Here is an 18,973-nt window from a genome sequence, read left to right on the forward strand (position 1 = left end):
GCAGTCATGCATAAGTTGGTAGTCCTGTATCCCGAGCCCGCCGACCCTGACCACTTCCGCGACTACTACGTGTCCAATCACCTTCCGCTGGTCACGAAGTGGCCCGGCCTGCTCGGGTGGCGCTACAGCTTCGATGTGGCGGCGACCAACGGAGAAGCGCCGTATTTCGCGGTCTTCGAAGCCGACTTCGCTGACGCCGCCGCCCTGGCCGCGATGCGGGCGTCGTCGTACGGCCGTCGGGCGGCCGCCGATGTCGTCAACTACGCCACCGGCGGTGTGGTCGTCATCGACTATCCGGTGCGGGAGGGCGTCATCTGAGGCAGGACCGCCGAGTGCGGCGCCGGCGCGCGGGATGCCGTTGCGTGCAAGAGAGTTCGGTACCGCTCAGCTCTCCTTGTACTCGAGGAGGCCGACGATCTCCCGGACCGCGTCGGCGACCGCGGGGGAATCCTTGCGCAGGATCTTGCCGTGGTCACTGGCGACTCTCGCGCTGACCTTCAGGTTCGGGTTCCGCTCCAGGTACGGGTCGAGGGTGCGGCGCATCTGCTCCAGCTCACCGCCCTTGTCGTAGACGGTCTCGGCCGAGGCGGCCACGTACCGGACCGGGCGGCTCATGCTGTCGAGGATGGGGCCGAGGGCGGCATGGAGCTCATGGGCCTCGATCTGGATCTCGGCATGCTGGTCGGCGCTCATACGCGCGGCCAGGCCCATCGGGGCGACCAGCGGTAGCAGCAATCGCATGCGGCGAAACGTCTTGCGGAGTCGTTCCCGGCCGGCTTCGTCGGTCCAGCCGGACGGGTACGGCCCGTCCACCCCGACCACTCCCAGGGCCCGGTCCGGGTGGCGGTCGGCCCAGTGCACCCCCAGCAACGCGCCGTAGGACCAGCCCACCAGCAGCGGCTGATGCACTCCCCGTGCGTCGAGGACCGCGTCGATATCGCGCAGACACGCCTCGAAGGAATAGTCCTCGGATCGCTTCGACTTACCGCGGGCGCGTTCGTCGAAGGTGATGTGCCGGTAGCCGGGACCGAGGTCGGCGATGACCCGCTGCCAGTGCCGCTGACTGGCATAGGAGCCGTTCAGATAGACGATCGGCCGGCCGGAGCCGCCGGTGTCGCTCACGGCCAGCGCGGTGTCGTCGACGGGCACCATGCCGGTCCAGGTCGAGTCTGCCGAGTGCGAAGTGAAGTTGCCGGACATTGTTTTCCTTTTCGGTGATGCGCAAGGGAAGGCTGGTCCCCCGCGTTTCTGCGCTGTTGTTCGGTTACTTTCGCCGGGTCGGCTGTCACGGCGCTGACATCGCCCTGACATGGCCACTGATACGGCGTTTCGCCTGATCGCACGGATTTACGCGGCGAAATGACCTCGCAACTGATTGCAAAACAAGAGCAGTATCGGTACCTTTAACTGGTTGCGCATTGCAATCGGAAAGGGCGTCGATGTCACAGTTGGTTCGTGTGCAGAACTTCAACCTCTCCAGCGACGGCTACGGGGCCGGGGAAGGGCAGAGTCTGGAACGGCCTTTCGGGCAGGCCGATCCGAGCGCGCTGTTCGCCTGGTGTGGCCCCACGGCGCACTGGCCCACCCGTACCGAGCCGGGTGGAACCTACGGCCTCGACGATTACTTCACTCGTGACTATCGCAACAACATCGGCGCGGAGATCATGGGGCGCAACAAATTCGGTCCGCAGCGCGGGCCGTGGGAGAACTACGAGTGGCAGGGGTGGTGGGGTGACGAACCGCCGTTTCGTACGCCGGTATTCGTTCTCACCCACTATCCGCGGCCCTCTATCGTGCTGGGGGACACCACGTTTCATTTCGTCGATGCGTCTCCGAAAGAGGCTCTGGGGATGGCTTTCGAAGCCGCCGACGGCTCGGACGTGCGTATCGGCGGTGGCGTCTCCACCATCCGCGATTTCCTCGACGCGGATCTCATCGATCAGATGCACATCGCCGTCGCGCCGGTCGAACTGGGCGGCGGCGAGAAATTGTGGACCAGTCCGGACGAACTCACGGACCGCTTTCACTTGGAGCGGGTGCCGAGTCCGAGTGGTGTGACGCACCATCTGTTCTGGCGTCGCTGAGGGCAGAGCCCCTGAACTTTCCGTGCAAACCTCCGCGAAATTGCGCGAAAACCGCATGAAGCGACGAGGTTTGCACGATTAGTTCAGGCACCAAGTGGTTAGAAGTCCATGCCACCGAGCCCGCGGGGCGAGGATTCGGGTTCGCCGGGTTGCTTACCGCCGGTCGGGTCGCTCGTGGTCGAGTGGTGTTCGGCGGCGAGATCGGTGTTCGGTTCGCGGCGGGGATGGTGGACCATCGCCCAGGCCGAATGTGCCGCGGCCGATATTCGATGCCCCAGTTGGGTCGCGATTCCTGACATCGGACTACTCCTCATCGGACGACTGTTCTTGTCTCGCGCGTACCCGGTGCCGGCCAGAGCATGCCCCATCTGCGCGTCCGTGAGGACCCGACCGGGCCGAAGGCCATCTCCATAGCGGGACATCAGAGGACGTTCTGCCCTTGGTCCGGCCCAGCGAAGCGGCAACGCTGGACAGCGACAACCGGGATCCTGCCGAGGATCGCACCGCTTCGAGAGGGCATGAATATGAAACCGTTGTCGGAATCACTGATGGATCTCGCGGTCCGGGTGAAGCAGTTCGAAGACTCCTCCGCCGGGGCTCGGGACAAGAGCCGTGCCGCATTGCAGGCTCGGCGGGAAAAGCTGACCGCGACTCTCGAACATGAGGGGCACGAGTTCGAGAAGACCGCGGCGGAACTTCGGGATGCCGCGCAGAGTTGGTGGTCGGACACCCAGGAAGCGATCGAACGTCAGATATCGGTGATGCGCGCGGACTTCGAGAAGTGGCAGGCGAGCATCAAGGCGCAGCGTGCCGGACGACCCGCCGAGCTCGCGGAACCGGCGAACAAGGGCTGATCGATCCTCGACGGTGACCCACATCACCATTCGTTCCTGTCAGGAATTCGCGCCCTGTCTCGTTCAGGGAGCACGTGAACCAGACAGGAGCGAACCATGAAGCACCGCATCGTCGTTCTCGGGGCCGGATATGCCGGAGCCTTCTCCGCCGGATACCTGGCCCGCCAACTGCATCCGGACGACTTCGAGATCACAATCGTCAATGCCGAACCCGATTTCGTCGAGCGGTTGCGGCTGCATCAGCTCGCCGCCGGGCAGAAGTTGCGCCATCGGCCGCTGGCCGAGGTGTTCGCGGGTATGGGCGTCCGATTGCGAGTGGCACGGGTCACCGCGGTCGACGTCGAGGACCGGACGGTGGCGGTTGCCGACGGTGACGGCATCGACCGACTCGGATACGACACCCTCGTCTACGCGCTCGGCAGCACCGCCGCCGATCAGGGTGTTCCCGGCGTCCACGAGCATGCCTTCCACGTGGCCGCGCGACCGTCCGCGCTGCGCCTGCGCACCCGCCTCGACGAGTTGGGCGGAGACGGGAAGGTGCTGGTCGTCGGCGGAAACCTGACCGCGATCGAGGCTGCCACGGAATTCGCCGAATCTCGCCCGGGGCTTCGCGTCGGTCTCGTCACCAGCGGTGAGCTGGGCGGCTGGCTGGGCGTGAAAGCTCGACGGCATCTGCTGCGCGCGTTCGAGCGATTCGATATCTCGGTGCACGAACACACCACGATCGGGTCCGTCCAGGAGGACGCCGCGGTCGCCACCGACGGCGCCGTTTTCGCCTCCGACGCGACCGTGTGGGCCGCGGGGTTCGCCGTGCACCCGATTGCCGCCGCGAGCGGCCTCGAGGTGATCGCCAACGGTCAGATCACCGTCGACCGTCAGATGCGGTCGGTCTCGCATCCGGATGTCTACGTCGCCGGTGACAGTGTCTTCGTCATCGGCGAGAACGGCCGGCCGTTGCCGATGTCCTGTGCGTCGGCCGGATTCACCGCTATGCAGGCGACCGCGGCGATCATCGGAGACCGGACCGGGCGCAAGATATCGACGACCTCGCTGTCGTATGTCGGCAACCACATCAGCCTCGGCCGCAAGGACGGGATCTTCCAGTTGGTCGACGGCGACGCGCACGCGAAGTCGTGGGCCCTGTGCGGGCGGACGGCCGCACGCGTCAAGTCGACGATTCTCGACACCGCCGCCTGGACCTTGAGCCATCCGACCTTCGGAAAGCCGAGTCACAAGTACCGCGCGGCCGCCGCCCTCGAGCATTCTCCGCGCGTGGTCGCCGCATAGGGTCGTGCTCATGGATACCGCCACCGTGGCGCGTTTCGAGGCCAGCCGGAGTCGGCTGGCCTCGCTCGCCTACCGTCTACTCGGCTCGGCCGCCGACGCCGAGGACACGGTGCAGGAGGCGTTCCTGCGGTGGCAGGCCGCCGACCGGGAGTTCGTCGAGGTGCCCGAGGCGTGGTTGACCAAGGTCGTCACCAACCTGGCGCTCGACCGCCTGCGGTCGGCAACGGTGCGGCGCGAACGCGCGGTCGGCGCCTGGATGCCCGAACCGCTCCTCGACGGCGATCCGATGCTGGGCCCGGCCGAGACCGTCGAGCAGCGCGAATCGGTGACCTTGGCGGTGCTCACGCTCATGGAGCGCCTGTCGCCGATCGAACGCGCCGTTTACGTACTGCGCGAAGCGTTTTCGTACAGCCACGCTGAGACGGCCGGCATCCTCGACATCACCGAATCGGCGAGTCAGCAATATCTCCATCGGGCGCGGCGCCGAATCGCCACCGCCGGCGCGACGACCGAGACCGACCGCGCATCCGCGCGCCGGATCGTCGAGGCGTTCGTCGCCGCTGCCTCCTCGGGCCGGACCGAACGGCTGGTGGCGTTGCTGACCGCCGACGCCACCGGCGTCTCCGACGGCGCCGGCCTGGGATGGGCCGCGAAACTCATCCGGTACACGACGCCGGAGCGGGTCGCCGGCGCGGTGCGGGCCGGCTTCAAACCCTCTCCGGCCAAGCGCAAACTCGCCGGTGGCTCGCCGGCCATCCATGCCGCCGTGGTCAACGGCTGCCCGGCCATGCTCGCCACGCTCGACGATCGCGTCGTGGGTGTGCTGATCCTGGAGGTCCGCGACGACAAGATCGCGGGCGTGCGCGGCATCGCCGCCCGGCACCGGCTCGGCCGCCTCACCGAGGAATGGCAGCGGCAGGACCACGATGTCCCGCTGATCGAATCGTGGTAACCGTGCCTATCCCTGCTCGTCCAGCACGGCCAGAACGGCCGAGGTGTCGTGATAGTAGGGCCGGAACTCGGTGATCAGCCCGTCTCGGAAGCTGATCCATTGCAGCAGTGAGGTTTTCAGTTCGCGACCGGTGCGGCGCGCCCGCAACCGACCTCGGCTGTGAACGACCACCCGGTCGCCGTCGCTGAGGAACCGCTGATCGTCGAACCACAAACCGTCCCAGCTGTCGCCCATCGCGGCGATGAACTTCCGGAAGCCGTCGTGTCCGTGCCATTCACCGCCGTAAGGCAGGCTCGCTGCTTGGTACATGACCACATCCGGTGCCAGGTGCCGAGCCATCCCCCCGAACTCGGCGCCCTCCGTGAGATAGGCCGCTTCGGCCGCATAGAACGCTCGCAACGTGGTCATCACATCCGCTGACATGCCCCCGATCCTGGTGGTCCTCGCCTTCCCGCGCTGGCGAGAATTCGTCGTCACGCTCGGGTGTCAATCGTCGTAATGCCCCCGCCTACACCGATGATGACGATCTCGGTCTCGGTCACGTAGTAGTAGATCAAGCGATGTTCCCGGGTTATTCGTCTCGACCAGTTTCCGGCGAGCTGATGTTCGAGTGGCTCGGGTTTTCCGATGCCTCGGAAAGGGTCGGCGAGGACTGCGGTGATCAGCTTGTTCGCCGCCCGCAGAACCGTTCGATCGGTCAGGCATCAGGGTCCAGCAGCTCTCGCGCTTCGATCTCGCCTCGTTGCGGGCCCGGCCGGTGCTAGTTGCTGTTCCGGTGGAGTGTGCCGCTGACGTAGAGGGTGTCGCCCATGTGCATATCGTCGCCGTGCAGAGGACGAAGGTTGTTGATTTCCAACAGGTTTCGGATGGCGGCTCCGGAGAGTGTCCAGCCGTGGTCGGTCAGATAGGGGGCTGCCTCGTTGCGTTCTCCGAAATAGCGCAGCTTCGTCATGTCGGTGTCGAAATCGTGGGCGCGCCAGCGGTCCGAGATGCGGTGCAGGCCTCGTTTCGTCGTTTCGTCGTCGCCCGGTTGCGGGTTGGGCCTGCTCTCGGTGGCGATCCGGCTTCCGGGTGCGCTGAGGTCGGTGATGGTGTCGAGCAGCTGATCCTGTGCTTCTGGCGGCAGGTAACCCAGCAGTCCTTCGGCGCTCCACGCGGTCGGCCGGGCCGGGTCGAATCCGGCGGTGCGCAGGGCGGCGGGCCAATCGTCGCGCAGATCGACCCCGACCGCGCGCCGGTCGGCGGTCGGTGCGGCGCCCAGCCCGGCCAGAGTGCGGGTCTTGAAGTCGACGACCTGCGGCTGGTCGACCTCGTAGACGACGGTCCCGCTCGGCCACGGCAGGCGATACCCACGAGAGTCCAACCCCGAAGCCAGAATCACGGCCTGCGCGATGCCCGCGCTCGTCGCCTCGAGGAAGAACTCGTCGTAGAACTTGGTGCGTACCTTGGCGATATCGATCCAGACCTGTTCGACCAGGTCGCCGGGAGGCGTCTCGCCGGTCGCGAGCCGGGTGAGGAGATCGATCCCGACCGCCCGGACGAGTGGTTCGGCGAACGGGTCATCGATGAGTTCCGGATCCGCGCGGGTCGCGATCGCCCGCGCTGCCGCGGCCATGGTGGCGGTCGAGCCGACGCTGGTCGCGGGATCCCAGGTGTCGCCGTCGTGCCTGGAAGTCATGGCTTCAACCGTATCGCGAGGGCTATTGCTTTGTCGGGGAACGGTTCCCGCGGATGGGTCACTATCCCCCGCCACCGTGCGAGCGGCTGCGGCTCTCGAATGCTCACACGACGATGACTCGTCGCCCGCGGGCATGCCCGGCCTGGCTGTCGATGTGCGCCGCGGCGGCGTCGGCGAGGGGGTACGACTTCTCGACCGGGATATGCAGTTTTCCCTGCGCGATGAGGTCGGCGGCCGCGCCGAGTGCGTCCGGCATGCTTCCTGCTACGCCGGAGAAACGGACGCCGAACTCCGGTGCGCCGAGGTCGGCGATGGTGATCACTCGCTGCGGATCTCCGGTCAGTTCGACGAGTTCGCGGATGATTCCAGAACCGGCCAGGTCGAGGGCCGCGTCGATGCGGCCGAGTCGGCGTACTCGCTCGACCCAGCCCTCGCCGTAGGTGGTGGCGATGGCGCCGAGGCTGCGCAGGTAGTCCTGATTCGCCGCCCCGGCCGTGCCGATCACCGTGATACCGCGCTCACGGGCGATCTGGAGCACGGCCGATCCGACTCCGCCGGACGCGCCGCTGACCAGCAGGGTGTGGCCGGGCCGCGCACCCACCTGGTCGATGATGCGCAATGCCGTCTCCACCACGGACGGGTAGCCGGCCGCTTCCTCGAACGCGAGCCCGTCGGGCATGTGGGCCCACACCGACAGCACCGCGAACTCGGCGCAGGTGCTCGAACCTTCGCCGAATACGGAGTCGCCGATCGCGAAACCCGTTACGCCCTACCCGATTTCGTCCACCACGCCGGCCGCGTCCTGTCCGACTCCGGCGGGTAACTCGAGCGGATGGGCCTGCTGGAACTGCCCTTCGCGAATCCGCCAGTCGACGGGGTTCACGCCTGCCGCACGCACGGCGATGCGGATCTGCCCGGGGCCCGCGTGCGGCTCCTCGGCGTCTACGAGTTGCAGGACTTCCGGGCCGCCGAACTCGGCGAAACTCACCTTCTTCATACGAACGACAATAACACTAACGGTTAGTGTTTTGTAGTTGTTAGCTTTTCATACTTGATAGCATCCAGAGGTGACTGCGCCGACCGGACGTCGTGAGCGGAAGAAGGCCGCGACCCGCCAGAAGATCGCCGATACCGCACTGCGGCTCTTCCTCGAGCGCGGCTACGACGCGGTCGGTATCCGGGATGTGGCCGCCGAAGCCGACGTGGCGGTGACCACGCTGTTCTCCCACTTCGCCTCGAAGGAAGCGCTGGTTTTCGAGCGGGACGACGACTTCGAACAGCGCCTCACCCGGGCGGTCATCGACCGGGTCGCGGGGGAGCCGCTCATGCCCGCGCTGCGGCGCGAGATTCTCGCGCTGGTCCGGCATTGCACTGCGGAAGGCGCCGATCCGATCTGGCGCATGATCGACGACTCGCCCGCTCTGCGGCAGTACGAGGAGTCGATGCGACTGCGCCACGCCGAGTCGCTGGCGAAAGCCATCGCGGCGGACCCCGAACTGTCTCGCACTCCGACGGCCTGCCGGACGATCGCGAGATTCGTGATCGACGCCTACTCACTGGCTCGCGAGTCGGCCGATCCGGATGCCGCGGTGGATGAGGTCTTCGCGATGATCGAGGGCGCGTGGGCGGTCGCGCCGAGGACCGATTCCGCTGCGGGATAAGCGATTTACCGCCCGCACCGGAATCGATCCCGGTCGGTCAGTCGGCGACCGAGCGGAAGAACGCGCGAATGTCGGTGACGAGTTCCGCAGGCGCCTGGAGGGAGGCGAAGTGGCCGCCCACGGGGTACTCGTTCCAGCGCACGATGGTGTGGGCCGACTCCGCCAAGCCGCGAACGGCCCGGTCGCCCCGGAAGTTCGCGACCGCGGTGGGCACGCCCGACGGCGCGGGTTTGCTGCCCCACGACGCCCCGGACTCGCGGTAGATCCGGGCCGCGGAGCCGGCGGTGCCGGTGAGCCAATAGGTCGTGACGTCGGTCAGGATGATGTCGCGATCGACCGGCGCTCGGTCGGTGGCCGTCGGATCCCAGTCGACGAACCATTCGAGATTCCAGGCGAGTTGGCCGACCGGTGAGTCGTTGAGGGCGTAGGCGATGGTCTGCGGCCGCAACGCCATCTGGGTCGCGTAGCCGTTGTGGCCGTACCACCACAGCTGGTTCGCGACGGCCTTCGCGCGGTCCGCTTCCGAGAGTTCGTCGAGTTCCCGGCCGGACCCGGTCGCGGTCGCGGCATCGGCCAGCGCGTTGACGTGGACACCGATCACCTTGTCCGGTGCGACCCGGCCCAGGGCGGGGGAGATGAGACTGCCGTAGTCGCCCCCTTGGGCGCCGTAGCGTTCGTAGCCGAGCCGTTCCATCAGCGTCGCCCAGGTGCGCGCGATTCGCGGTACGTCCCAACCGGTTTCGCGGGTCGGTCCGGAGAATCCGAAGCCCGGTACCGACGGTGCCACCACGTGGAACGCGTCGGACGGATCACCGCCGTACGCGCGCGGATCGGTCAGCGGTCCGAGGATGTCGAGGAAGTCGGCGGGCGTGCTGGGCCAGCCGTGGGTGAGGATCAGTGGCGTCGCATCGGGTTCGGGAGAGCGGGCATGCATGAAATGCACTGTCTGCCCGTCGATTTCGGTGAGAAACTGCGGGACCTTGTTCAATCTCGACTCATGGTCGCGCCAGTCGTAGCCGGTGCGCCAGTACTCGGCCAGATCGATCAGGTAGTCGCGATCGACCCCGTACGACCAGCCGACGCCCGGCAGGGCATCGGTCCATCGGGTGCGCGCGAGCCGAAAGTTCAGTTCGTCCAGGTCTTCCTGCGGAATGTCGATGCGGAACGGGGTGATCGTCGTATCGGTCATGAGAGGAGCATCCACCGCGTGTAGGACGGAAACGGTCCTACTCGTGCGGCATGATCGATCCATGCCCGAAACCACGCCGGCGCGGCTGTTGCGATTGCTGTCGCTGTTGCAGACGCATCGCGACTGGACCGGAACGGAGCTGGCCGGACGACTCGACGTCACCACTCGCACCGTCCGGCGCGATGTGGAACGCCTGCGCGAATTGGGATATCCCGTGCACGGCGTGATGGGACCGGAGGGCGGCTACCGTCTCGGCGCGGGTGCGTCACTCCCGCCGCTGCTGCTGGACGACGACGAAGCGGTGGCCGTCACGATCGGACTGCAGACCAACACCACCGGCAATGTCGCCGGCATCGAGGAAACGTCGCTGCGCGCGCTGACCAAGATGGAGCAGGTACTTCCGGCCCGGCTGCGCCACCGCGTCGACGCGCTGCGCGGTGCCGTGGTCGCCATGCCGCCCCGCTACGATCCGGGTCCCGCTGTCGACGCCGATCAGCTCACCGCCATCTCCGCCGCCATTCGCGCCGCCGAAACGCTGCGCTTCGACTATCGCAGTCATGCGGGCGAGGACAGCCGGCGCACCGTGGAGCCGCATCGCATCGCGCATTGGAGCCATCGGTGGTATCTCGTCGGCTGGGACAGCGACCGGGCCGACTGGCGCACCTTCCGCGTCGACCGCATGTCGCTGCGGACCCCCAACGGGCCGCGTTTCGCACACCGTCCGTCCCCCGACGGCGACGTCGTCGCCTATCTGCGTCGCACGATGGGTTTCGCGATGTGGCCGTACCGCTCGGTCATGCGCGTCCACGTCCCCGCCGAACAACTGGCCGGGCGTATCGAGGGTCTGGTCACCCCGATCGACGAGCACACCTGCCGCGTCGAAATGGGTTCGGATTCCTACGCTTTGGTGGCGCTGGTGGTCGGCATGCTCGATGTGGAATTCGAGGTCGAATCGCCGCCGGAACTGGTGGAACATCTGCGGGCCCTCGCGGGCCGATTCACCCGGGCGGCAGGTGGATGATCACAGCACGCGACAACCCGAACCGTTCGGCCGTGAAGACCGGGCCGGGCAGGAGCTCCCTGCCCGGCCCGGCGCGATTATGGGCGCTCAGGACGACCCGGTGCCGGCGCCGAGCTGGCCGCCTGCGCCGAGGTTGATGCCGAGCAAGCTGAGAAAGAGGTTGAACGCGGTGGACAGGTCCATGGGACTTCTCCTGTCGTTGTCGATACATGATTTCTTTCCGTCACGATTTTCAGTTGTATGGCGTTTATCGACCCGGTTCTCCGCCCCGTTAGCAACGTTTCGTGAAAATGGTTCGGATCACATACAGCGGCCTGCGCGACCCACTGTTCGAGTTATTCGGTCATATGTCCAGAATTCGAGGCCTGTCGCCGAAGTCGGCGCTGCAAAGATTTTTAGACAGTGCATTGTCGCAGGTCAAAAAAGCATTTCATCGGGATGTGAAATACGACTCAAGCGCGCACGGAACCGTATCCGGCGAGCCGGCTCGAGTCTCTCGATGAGCGGCTTCCTTTACCCAGATCAATTCACAATCAAACCCTTCGAACGCGCATGTCGCGGGGCTTATCCTTTTCACAGGAAACTCTGGACTCACGAAGAGCCCGTGGGCCTGCGATCGGAGGAGAGACTGTGGCGATCAAGCGGATGGACAACGTGCTCATCGTGGTCGAGGACATCGACGCGGTGATCGCGTTCTTCGTCGAACTCGGTATGGAGCTGGAGAACAAGGGGCCGGTCGAGGGGCGGTGGGTGGAACGCATCATCGGAGTCGACGGTGTGCGGCAGGAGGTCGCGATGCTGCGAACTCCCGACGGTCACGGCCGGGTGGAACTCGCGATGTTCCATGAGCCGCAACCGATCCGGTCCGAGCCGCAGCACGCGCCCGCCAACACGCTCGGCATTCGCCGCATCATGTTCGCCGTCGACGATATCGATGACGTCATCTCCCGCCTGCGTGCGCACGGTGCCGAACTCGTCGGCACGGTGGAGCAGTACGAACAGATCTTCCGGCTCTGCTACGTCCGTGGTCCGGAGGGGATCATCGTCGGCTTGGCCGAGGAAATCGGCTGACCGGGGAAAACTGGCGTATCAGCGGTCGTGTCAGGCCGGCATCAGGGGCGTATCAGCCGTCCGCCGCACAGTTGTCCCCATGAACAGCACAGCAATCGCCGCCTCCGGGTTACGGAAGGCGTACGGGGACAAGACGATCCTCGACGGGATCGATCTGACTATCGAGGCCGGGACCATCTTCTCGCTCCTCGGCCCGAACGGAGCCGGGAAGACGACGACCGTGAACGTGTTGACCACGTTGGCGAAGGCCGACGGCGGGACGGCTCGGATCGCGGGGCACGATCTCGCCACCGAGGCCAAGGCCGTGCGCGCGGCGATCGGGGTGACCGGGCAGTTCGCGGCGGTGGACGATCTGCTGACGGGGGAGGAGAACCTGCGCCTGATGGCGGGGCTGCATCGCCTGCGCGGAGCTGCGGGCAAGCGGGTGGTGGCCGACCTGCTGGAGCGGTTCGATCTGGTGGAATCCGCGGGTAAGCGGGCGGCGACCTACTCCGGCGGGATGCGCAGGAAGCTGGATCTGGCGATGACGCTGGTCACCAAACCGCAGATCGTTTTTCTGGACGAGCCGACCACCGGACTGGACCCGCGCAGCCGGCGCACCATGTGGGACATCGTGCGGGAGTTGACATCCGAGGGCGTGACGATCTTCCTCACCACCCAGTACCTCGAGGAAGCCGATCAGCTGGCCGACCGGATCGCGGTACTCGACCAGGGGCGCATCGTCGCCGAAGGCACACCCGACGACCTCAAGCGCCTGGTGCCCGGCAGCCACATCCAGCTTCGTTTCACCCAACCCGAGGAACTGGACGCCGCCGCGCGCAGCCTGCCCGGCGCCACCCGTGACGACAGCGCGCTGACCCTGCGCGTCCCCGGCAACGGCGGCACGACATCGCTGCGTCACCTGCTGGATCGGCTCGCCGAGTCCTCGGTCGAGGCCGAGGAGGTCACCGTCCACACCCCCGATCTCGACGACGTTTTCCTTTCCCTGACCGGTCACGCGACCACGGAGGTTTCCCCGCGATGAGCACGATCACCATGCCCGCACCCCTGTCCGATGCGTCGATGATGTTGGGCCGCAACTTCACCCACATCGCCCGCAGCCCCGTCACCATCTTCAACGCGGCACTGATGCCGGTCGTGATGATGCTCATCTTCGTCTACGTCTTCGGCAACGCCTTCGATGTCGGCGGCCACTACATCGATTACGCCACACCGGGTTTGATCCTGCTGGCCATCAGTTACGGCCTGTCCGGCACCGCGGTGTCGGTGAGCTCCGATATGGCGAAGGGCATCATCAACCGGTTCAAGGTCATGGATGTCTCCCGCAGCGCCATTCTGATCGGCCACGTGGCGGCGACCATGCTGACCAACCTGGTCGCCATCGCGGCCGTCATCGGTGTGGCCTTCGCCCTCGGGTTCCGTCCGCCGGCGAGCGCGACGGACTGGCTCGCCGCCGTCGGCATCATGGTCGCGACCTCGTTCGCGGCATCCTGGCTCACCGTCGCACTCGGAATGGCCGCGAAGACACCGGAATCCGCCGGTATGAGCGTGGTGCCGCTGATCATGCTGCCCTTCGTCAGCAGTGCGATCGTGCCGGCCGACAAGATGGGCCAGGGTATCCGGCAGTTCGCGCAGTACCAGCCGTTCACGCCGATCATCGAATCGCTGCGCGGATTTCTCGAAGGCCACCCGTCCGGCGGTTATACGGCCGCCGCGCTGGCCTGGTGTGCCGGATTCGCCGTGGTCGGATTCCTCTGGTCGCGGGCCACGTTCACCAAGCGAGCGTAGTCGCCACCAATTCCTCCCACTTCCCCTCCGCCCCTTCCTTCGTCGCCTCGGTGAACCGCTGGTCACCGAGGCGGCGTCGTGCTGTCTGCTCGATCCGCGCCACATCCGGCTGGGACCGGTCGACCAGTCCGCGGATCGCGGCACTGGCCGCCAGCAACCGGACCGCCTGTTCGTCTTGTTGGGTCCGTGACGCCAGATCCGCGATCCCCACCAGTATCAGGGCGGTGAGAGGTGCGTAACCGGCGCCGGTCGCGGCGCGCAACGCCGCGGCGTGCAGTGCCCGAGCGGCATCCAGATCCGTTGTGAGGCAACCCATCTGGTGGTTACGCAATGCTTCGACGTAGCTCTGGCCGGCGTCGCCGCCCTGCACGGAAGACGCGATCTCGATCTGCCGGCGGGCCTGTTCCGTATCGCCCTGCCACCGCGCCAGCTCCGCCTTCGTGAAGGCGAATTCGGCCAGTGCGTTCGGCCAGGCGGACCGGTCCGCGTAGCGCTGCGCCTCGGACATGGCGTCGGCGCTCGCCTCCGCATCGCCCTGCAGCCAATACAGTTGAGCCTGGCGCGCCCGGATCAGGAAAACGTCCTCGATGGCGCCGACCTCGGTCACCACCGCGATCGCCTCGTCCAGATACGCACAGGCCGTGGCGAATTCGCCGCGCATGGCGATCCTGTTGGCCAGCTCGGTCAGTGCGAACGACATGCCCCAGCGCTCGCCGAGCGCCCGGAATTCCGCCAGTGCCGCCTCGAGATGGTCGTCGGCCTCCCGGCCGGGGAAGCCGAGGGCGATGCGCGCCTTGCCCACCTGCAGCCGGGCCAGCGCTCGCACCCAGGGGTCGTCGTGGGTGAGCAGTGGTTCGAAGGCGGTCAGGAATTCGTCCCCGCCGCGCAACATGCGTTGCAGAGCGCCGATGAAAGCCAGTAGCGGATAGTCGGATTCGCTGTTTCGGCCCAGCTGGTAGGCCTTGTGGACCCATTCCGCCACCTGGTGCTCGTCGTTCGGCCCGGAACTCATGAAATGCACGATCAAGCCGTAGACCCTGGCCCGGAACTCGTCGTCACCCGAATCGTCTGCGGTGCAGGCACTCTCGCTGCCGCCTCCGTGCCCGCCGATTCGCGCTGGGTTGTCGGCGGCACTCGCGAGGGCACTGCGTGGTGATGCTTCGCTGCCGCCTCCGTGCCCGCCGATTCGCGCCGCGGCGGTGATCAGTTCCATACCTTCGGCTTTGTGCCCGCCGAGCCACCAGTACCAGCCCGCGGCCGCCGCGAGCCGCAACGCTCCCGCCGCGTCGTCGTCGGCGAGCGCGCCGCGCAGCGCGACCGCGATGTTGTCGTGTTCGGCCTCGAGTTTCGCGAGCCACTCCAACTGCTCGGCGCGGCGCAGATGCGGCTCGGCGGTCTCGGCGAGGGTCGTGAAGTACGAGAGGTGTTGTCGGCGTACATGTTCTGATTCACCCGCCTCGACCAGGCGATCGTAGGCGTATCGCCTGATCGTCTCGAGCATCCGGTAGCGCGGTTCGGTGTCCGGCGAGGTGAGCAGCAGCGACTTCTCGGTCAGCGCCGTCAGCAGTTCGAGCACCTCCCACTGCTCGACGTCACCCGTCGCGTCGGATGCGCCCGCACAGATCCGCTCGGCCGCCGCGAGGCTCGCTCCACCGGCGAAGACCGCCAGCCTGCGCAGCACCGTGCGCTCCGCATCGGTGAGCAGTTCCCAGCTCCAATCCACCACCGCGCGCAGCGTCCGATGCTGCGCGATGGCGGTGCGGCTGCCGCCGGTGAGCAGCCGGAACCGATCGTCGAGGCGGTCGGCGAGCTGATCGAGGGACATGGTGCGCAACCGCGCCGCGGCCAGTTCGATGGCCAGCGGTATGCCGTCGAGCGCACGGCAGACGCGCGCGATGGTCGACAGAGTGGCGGGTTCGGTCGTCTCCAGATCGGCACGGACCGCGCCGGCCCGGTCGCGCAACAATTGCACGGCGGGGGAGGATTCGATCTCGGCCGGGCTCGCGTCCGCGGCCGGTAACGCCAGCGGTGCCACCTGCCACAGCGCCTCGCCCGTGATACCGAGTGGTTCCCGGCTGGTGGCGAGGATTCGCAGGCCCCGGCATTCGCCGAGCACCCGGTGGGCGAAGGCCGCCGCGGAGTCGATCACGTGCTCGCAGTTGTCCAGGATCAGCAGCGTCTCGCGGTCGCGGATCGCCGCGACGAGCCGGTCCACCGGTTCCGCGTCCGGTGTGCCGCCGAGCAGCGCGTCCCGTAGCCCGAAGGCGGCGAGGGCCGATTGCGCGACGTCACCGTCGGCGCCGAGGGCTGCCAGTTCCACCAGCCACGCCCCATCCGGCAGATCGTCGAGCAGGGTGCGTGCGGTTTCCAGCGCCAGCCTGGTCTTCCCGGAGCCGCCCGGCCCGGTCAAGGTGGTGAGCCGATGGTTCGCGAGGAGTTCGCGCACCGCGGCGATATCGGTGTATTTGCCCACGTACCTGGTCAATTCGGTCCGCAGGTTGGTCTTGCGTTCGTTGTCTCGCGGTCCCGCTTCGCCGCGCAGCAGGGCCACGTGCAGGTCGGATAGTTCCGGCGAGGGATCCACGCCCAGGGTGTCGGCGAGCGCTTCGCGGGCCCTCTGGTAGACGAGCAGTGCTTCGGCGCCGCGGCCCGCGGCGGCCAGGGCCCGCATCAAGGCGGCGATCAGTCGTTCCCGGACGGGATGCCGGGCGACCAGTTCGGTGAGTTCGGCGACCAGCTCCGCTCCGCGGCCGAGGCGGATCTCCGCTTCGTACAGATCCTCCAGCGCGGCCAGATGCAACCCCTCGAAGCGGGTGACCACCGCCGCGACCGCCTCGCTGTCGCGCACATCGATGTCCTGCATCGGCGCCCCGCGCCACAACCCCAGCGCCTCACGTAGCAGATGCGTCTGCCGGACGACGTCGCCGCCACGAGCCTGGTCGAGGAGCCGTTCGAACCGCAACGCGTCGACCGCGCCGGGATCCACCGCCAGCCGATAGCCGCCCGCCTGCCCGTCGAGCGATCCGTCCGGCAGCACCCGCCGCAGCCGGGAAACCAACGCCTGCAACGCATTCGCCGCGTCCGCGGGCGGTTGCTCACCCCAGATCCAGTCGACCAGGGTCGTTCTGGGGACCGCGCGGCCGGGTTCGAGTGCGAGGGCGATCAACAGCGCCCGCAGCCGGGCGCCCGGTACCTCGATCACTTCACCGTCATCTGCTCGGATGTCGAGCGTTCCAAGCATTCCGATTCGCACCCGCAACATTCTGCCGTGGCGGGCCGACCGGTGTGAGATCACCCGTCCCACCAGCGGAAACACCATGTCAGCGGAGATGTCAGCCCGGCGTCAGCCCGATATCAGGGCCCGTGGCGACAGTAGTTCTCGTGAACAGCACAGCGATCCGCACCGCGGACCGGTTCACCGGCCGGATCCCCCGATCCCGCCGCCCGATTCCCAGCAGAACCCAGGAGAACGCCATGCCCGCTTTCCAGACCCCGGAACCGATCGCCGTCGCCGTCGAGGTGCTGTCCGGCAACGTCACTGTCACCGCCTCCGATCGCACCGACACGGTCGTCGCGGTCCGCCCCGCCGATGCGGCCAAGAAGGCCGATGTGCGCGCCGCCGAGCAGACGCGGGTCGACTTCGCCGACGGCACCCTGACCGTCACGACGCCGAAGGACTGGCGGACCTACAGCCCCTTCGGCGGCAATCCGTCGATCGAGGTGACCATCGAGGTGCCGACCGGCTCCCGTTTCCATGGCACCGCCGGTGTGGGCCGAATCCTCGGCGCCGGCGAACTCGGCGAATGCGTGCTGGAGGTGTCGGCCGGTGACATCGTCGTCGAACGCCCGCTCGGTTCGGTGACCGCGAAGACCGCCCAGGGCAATATCCGGATCGCGGAGGCCACGCGCGGTGTGCTCCGGCTGGAGACCTCGACGGGCGAGCTCGAGGTCGGCATCCGTCCGGGCAGCGCGGCGCGGCTGGAAACCACCGTCGCGAGCGGCGCCGTGCACAACCAGCTGGGACCGGTCGACGGTGCGCAGGACGAGGACCACACCGTGCGGGTTTACGCGCGCAACGCGTTCGGCAACGTCATCATCCGGCACGCGTCCGCCGCCTGACTCCCGTCGTCTCTTTCGAGAGGAAAACACCATGACCCGAACGGTTTCCGTCCCGCACGGCCTGCCCATGGAGCGCGATGCGGGGCCCTTCGATCCGCCCCGCGAGATCACCCGGCTGCGCCAGGCTCGACCTGTCAGTCCGATGATCTTTCCCGACGGCCACGAGGGCTGGCTGGTCACCGGCTACGACGAGGTGCGCAGCCTCCTGGCCGACTCCCGGTTCAGCTCACGTCAGGACATCGGCGTTCTGCATGTGCCCTACGAGATTCCGGGCATGCCCGTGGCCACCGAGCCGTCGCAGCAGATCCCCGGCGTCTTCATCGCGATGGACGCGCCGGATCACACCCGGTTGCGGCGCAAGCTCGTCGGCGCGTTCACCGTCCGACGGATGAAGCAGCTCGAGGACCACATCGTGGAAATCGTCGAGCGGCAACTGGAGGCGATGGCGCGGCTGACCCCGCCGATCGACCTGGTCGCGGAGTTCGCACTGCCGGTGCCCTCGCTGGTGATCTGTGAACTGCTCGGCGTTCCCTATGAGGATCGCGCGACCTTCCAGGTCAACTCGGCGAAGTTCCTCGTCAAGGACCAGGCACTCGAGGAGAAGATGGCGGCCTACGGCGCGCTGACGTCCTATCTGGCCGAACTGGTCGTCGGCAAGCGCGCCGAACCGGGCGAGGACATCCTGTCCGACCTGGCCCGCCACGACGATCTCACCGTCGAGGAACTGACGGGCATCGCCTTCCTGCTCCTGCTGGCGGGACACGAGACCACCGCGAACATGCTCGGGCTCGGCACCTTCGCGCTGCTCGAGCATCCGGAACAGGCGGCCGAACTGCGTGCCGACCCGGCTCTGGTTCCCGATGCGGTCGAGGAACTCATGCGCTACCTCTCGGTCGCCGACATCTTCTACCGCTACGCCACCGAGGACATCGAGCTCGGCGGCGAAACCATCGGCAAGGGTTCGACCGTCGTCGTCTCGCTGCTGGCCGCCAACCGCGACCCACGCCGCTTCGACGAGCCCGACACCCTCGATGTGCACCGCACGGCCCGCGGCCACCTGTCCTTCGGTCACGGCATGCACCTGTGCCTCGGTCAGCAACTGGCGCGGATCGAGATGCGCGCCGGATTCGCCGGCCTGCTACGCCGCTTCCCGACCCTGGCCCTGGCCGTCCCGGCCGATGCGGTGGCGTTGCGGACCGATATGAATATCTATGGGGTGCATGCACTTCCGGTCACGTGGACGGATGTCGCGGAGTAGTCGGGGGAGCG

General features: G+C 67.1%; 19 protein-coding genes and 1 pseudogene. 12 read left to right on the forward strand and 8 right to left on the reverse strand.

The window, feature by feature from the left end; translation table 11 throughout:
• Window positions 1-6: 6 nt before the first annotated feature.
• Window positions 7-318 (forward strand): EthD family reductase, encoded by a 312-nt coding sequence (locus AC5592_RS20895; RefSeq protein WP_036504946.1) that lies wholly within the window; start codon window positions 7-9, stop codon window positions 316-318.
• Between the two features lie 66 nt (window positions 319-384).
• Here the strand turns inward: AC5592_RS20895 and AC5592_RS20900 are convergent, their stop codons facing one another.
• Window positions 385-1,200 (reverse strand): alpha/beta fold hydrolase, encoded by an 816-nt coding sequence (locus AC5592_RS20900; protein WP_063065194.1) that lies wholly within the window; start codon window positions 1,198-1,200, stop codon window positions 385-387.
• Window positions 1,201-1,439: 239 nt separating this feature from the next.
• On the opposite strand from AC5592_RS20900, the gene AC5592_RS20905 reads away from it, so the two are divergent.
• On the forward strand, window positions 1,440-2,084 hold the full coding sequence (locus AC5592_RS20905) for a dihydrofolate reductase family protein (RefSeq protein WP_063065195.1): 645 nt from the start codon (window positions 1,440-1,442) through the stop codon (window positions 2,082-2,084).
• Window positions 2,085-2,182: 98 nt separating this feature from the next.
• Here the strand turns inward: AC5592_RS20905 and AC5592_RS20910 are convergent, their stop codons facing one another.
• Entirely contained in the window at window positions 2,183-2,383 is a 201-nt protein-coding gene (locus tag AC5592_RS20910; protein WP_157122082.1) for a hypothetical protein, read from the reverse strand.
• A 225-nt stretch (window positions 2,384-2,608) separates the two neighbouring features.
• Here AC5592_RS20910 and AC5592_RS20915 point away from each other — a divergent pair, with 225 nt between their 5' ends.
• The 3 genes from AC5592_RS20915 to AC5592_RS20925 all read left to right on the forward strand — a co-directional run bounded on the left by AC5592_RS20915 (window position 2,609) and on the right by AC5592_RS20925 (window position 5,177).
• Window positions 2,609-2,938: a hypothetical protein gene (locus AC5592_RS20915; protein ID WP_157122086.1), complete on the forward strand. Its 330-nt coding sequence runs from the start codon at window positions 2,609-2,611 to the stop codon at window positions 2,936-2,938.
• A gap of 96 nt (window positions 2,939-3,034) precedes the next feature.
• Window positions 3,035-4,225 carry an NAD(P)/FAD-dependent oxidoreductase gene (locus AC5592_RS20920; protein WP_063065196.1) on the forward strand — a complete coding sequence of 397 codons (1,191 nt, stop codon included), beginning with the start codon at window positions 3,035-3,037 and terminating at the stop codon, window positions 4,223-4,225.
• Window positions 4,226-4,235: 10 nt separating this feature from the next.
• The gene (locus AC5592_RS20925) at window positions 4,236-5,177 is read left to right on the forward strand and encodes a sigma-70 family RNA polymerase sigma factor (RefSeq protein ID WP_063065246.1); all 942 of its coding nucleotides are present in this window, start codon (window positions 4,236-4,238) and stop codon (window positions 5,175-5,177) included.
• A 6-nt stretch (window positions 5,178-5,183) separates the two neighbouring features.
• On the opposite strand, the gene AC5592_RS20930 is transcribed toward AC5592_RS20925, so the two are convergent.
• From AC5592_RS20930 to AC5592_RS20945, 4 genes and pseudogenes are all read right to left on the reverse strand, one after another.
• On the reverse strand, window positions 5,184-5,600 hold the full coding sequence (locus AC5592_RS20930; protein WP_198163900.1) for a nuclear transport factor 2 family protein: 417 nt from the start codon (window positions 5,598-5,600) through the stop codon (window positions 5,184-5,186).
• Window positions 5,601-5,650: 50 nt separating this feature from the next.
• Entirely contained in the window at window positions 5,651-5,878 is a 228-nt protein-coding gene (locus AC5592_RS20935) for a Txe/YoeB family addiction module toxin (protein ID WP_084506956.1), read from the reverse strand.
• Window positions 5,879-5,937: 59 nt separating this feature from the next.
• On the reverse strand, window positions 5,938-6,855 hold the full coding sequence (locus AC5592_RS20940) for a class I SAM-dependent methyltransferase (RefSeq protein ID WP_063065198.1): 918 nt from the start codon (window positions 6,853-6,855) through the stop codon (window positions 5,938-5,940).
• A gap of 103 nt (window positions 6,856-6,958) precedes the next feature.
• Window positions 6,959-7,852 (reverse strand): annotated as a pseudogene (locus AC5592_RS20945) (NADP-dependent oxidoreductase).
• 70 nt (window positions 7,853-7,922) lie between these two features.
• Here AC5592_RS20945 and AC5592_RS20950 point away from each other — a divergent pair.
• On the forward strand, window positions 7,923-8,516 hold the full coding sequence (locus AC5592_RS20950) for a TetR/AcrR family transcriptional regulator (protein WP_036504927.1): 594 nt from the start codon (window positions 7,923-7,925) through the stop codon (window positions 8,514-8,516).
• A gap of 37 nt (window positions 8,517-8,553) precedes the next feature.
• On the opposite strand, the gene AC5592_RS20955 is transcribed toward AC5592_RS20950, so the two are convergent.
• Window positions 8,554-9,705, reverse strand: coding sequence for an epoxide hydrolase family protein (locus tag AC5592_RS20955; protein ID WP_157122089.1), 1,152 nt, complete (start codon window positions 9,703-9,705; stop codon window positions 8,554-8,556).
• A gap of 61 nt (window positions 9,706-9,766) precedes the next feature.
• On the opposite strand from AC5592_RS20955, the gene AC5592_RS20960 reads away from it, so the two are divergent.
• From AC5592_RS20960 to AC5592_RS20975, 4 genes are all read left to right on the forward strand, one after another.
• Window positions 9,767-10,726 (forward strand): helix-turn-helix transcriptional regulator, encoded by a 960-nt coding sequence (locus AC5592_RS20960; protein WP_063065199.1) that lies wholly within the window; start codon window positions 9,767-9,769, stop codon window positions 10,724-10,726.
• Between the two features lie 630 nt (window positions 10,727-11,356).
• Complete coding sequence (locus AC5592_RS20965) at window positions 11,357-11,797, forward strand: VOC family protein (RefSeq protein ID WP_036504923.1); 441 nt, start codon at window positions 11,357-11,359, stop codon at window positions 11,795-11,797.
• Between the two features lie 79 nt (window positions 11,798-11,876).
• Window positions 11,877-12,821 carry a daunorubicin resistance protein DrrA family ABC transporter ATP-binding protein gene (locus AC5592_RS20970; RefSeq protein ID WP_036504922.1) on the forward strand — a complete coding sequence of 315 codons (945 nt, stop codon included), beginning with the start codon at window positions 11,877-11,879 and terminating at the stop codon, window positions 12,819-12,821.
• Window positions 12,818-13,585, forward strand: coding sequence for an ABC transporter permease (locus AC5592_RS20975; RefSeq protein WP_051024956.1), 768 nt, complete (start codon window positions 12,818-12,820; stop codon window positions 13,583-13,585). The genes AC5592_RS20970 and AC5592_RS20975 overlap by 4 nt, the downstream gene beginning before the upstream one ends.
• On the opposite strand, the gene AC5592_RS20980 is transcribed toward AC5592_RS20975, so the two are convergent.
• Complete coding sequence (locus AC5592_RS20980; protein ID WP_232329473.1) at window positions 13,569-16,787, reverse strand: BTAD domain-containing putative transcriptional regulator; 3,219 nt, start codon at window positions 16,785-16,787, stop codon at window positions 13,569-13,571. The genes AC5592_RS20975 and AC5592_RS20980 overlap by 17 nt on opposite strands.
• A 179-nt stretch (window positions 16,788-16,966) precedes the next feature.
• Between AC5592_RS20980 and AC5592_RS20985 the strand changes: the two genes are divergently transcribed.
• Window positions 16,967-17,704 carry a DUF4097 family beta strand repeat-containing protein gene (locus AC5592_RS20985; RefSeq protein ID WP_232329474.1) on the forward strand — a complete coding sequence of 246 codons (738 nt, stop codon included), beginning with the start codon at window positions 16,967-16,969 and terminating at the stop codon, window positions 17,702-17,704.
• A 31-nt stretch (window positions 17,705-17,735) separates the two neighbouring features.
• Window positions 17,736-18,962 (forward strand): cytochrome P450, encoded by a 1,227-nt coding sequence (locus AC5592_RS20990; protein WP_036504921.1) that lies wholly within the window; start codon window positions 17,736-17,738, stop codon window positions 18,960-18,962.
• Window positions 18,963-18,973: the final 11 nt, after the last annotated feature.

This window comes from Nocardia violaceofusca NBRC 14427 (assembly GCF_963869435.1).
GTDB lineage: Bacteria > Actinomycetota > Actinomycetes > Mycobacteriales > Mycobacteriaceae > Nocardia > Nocardia aobensis.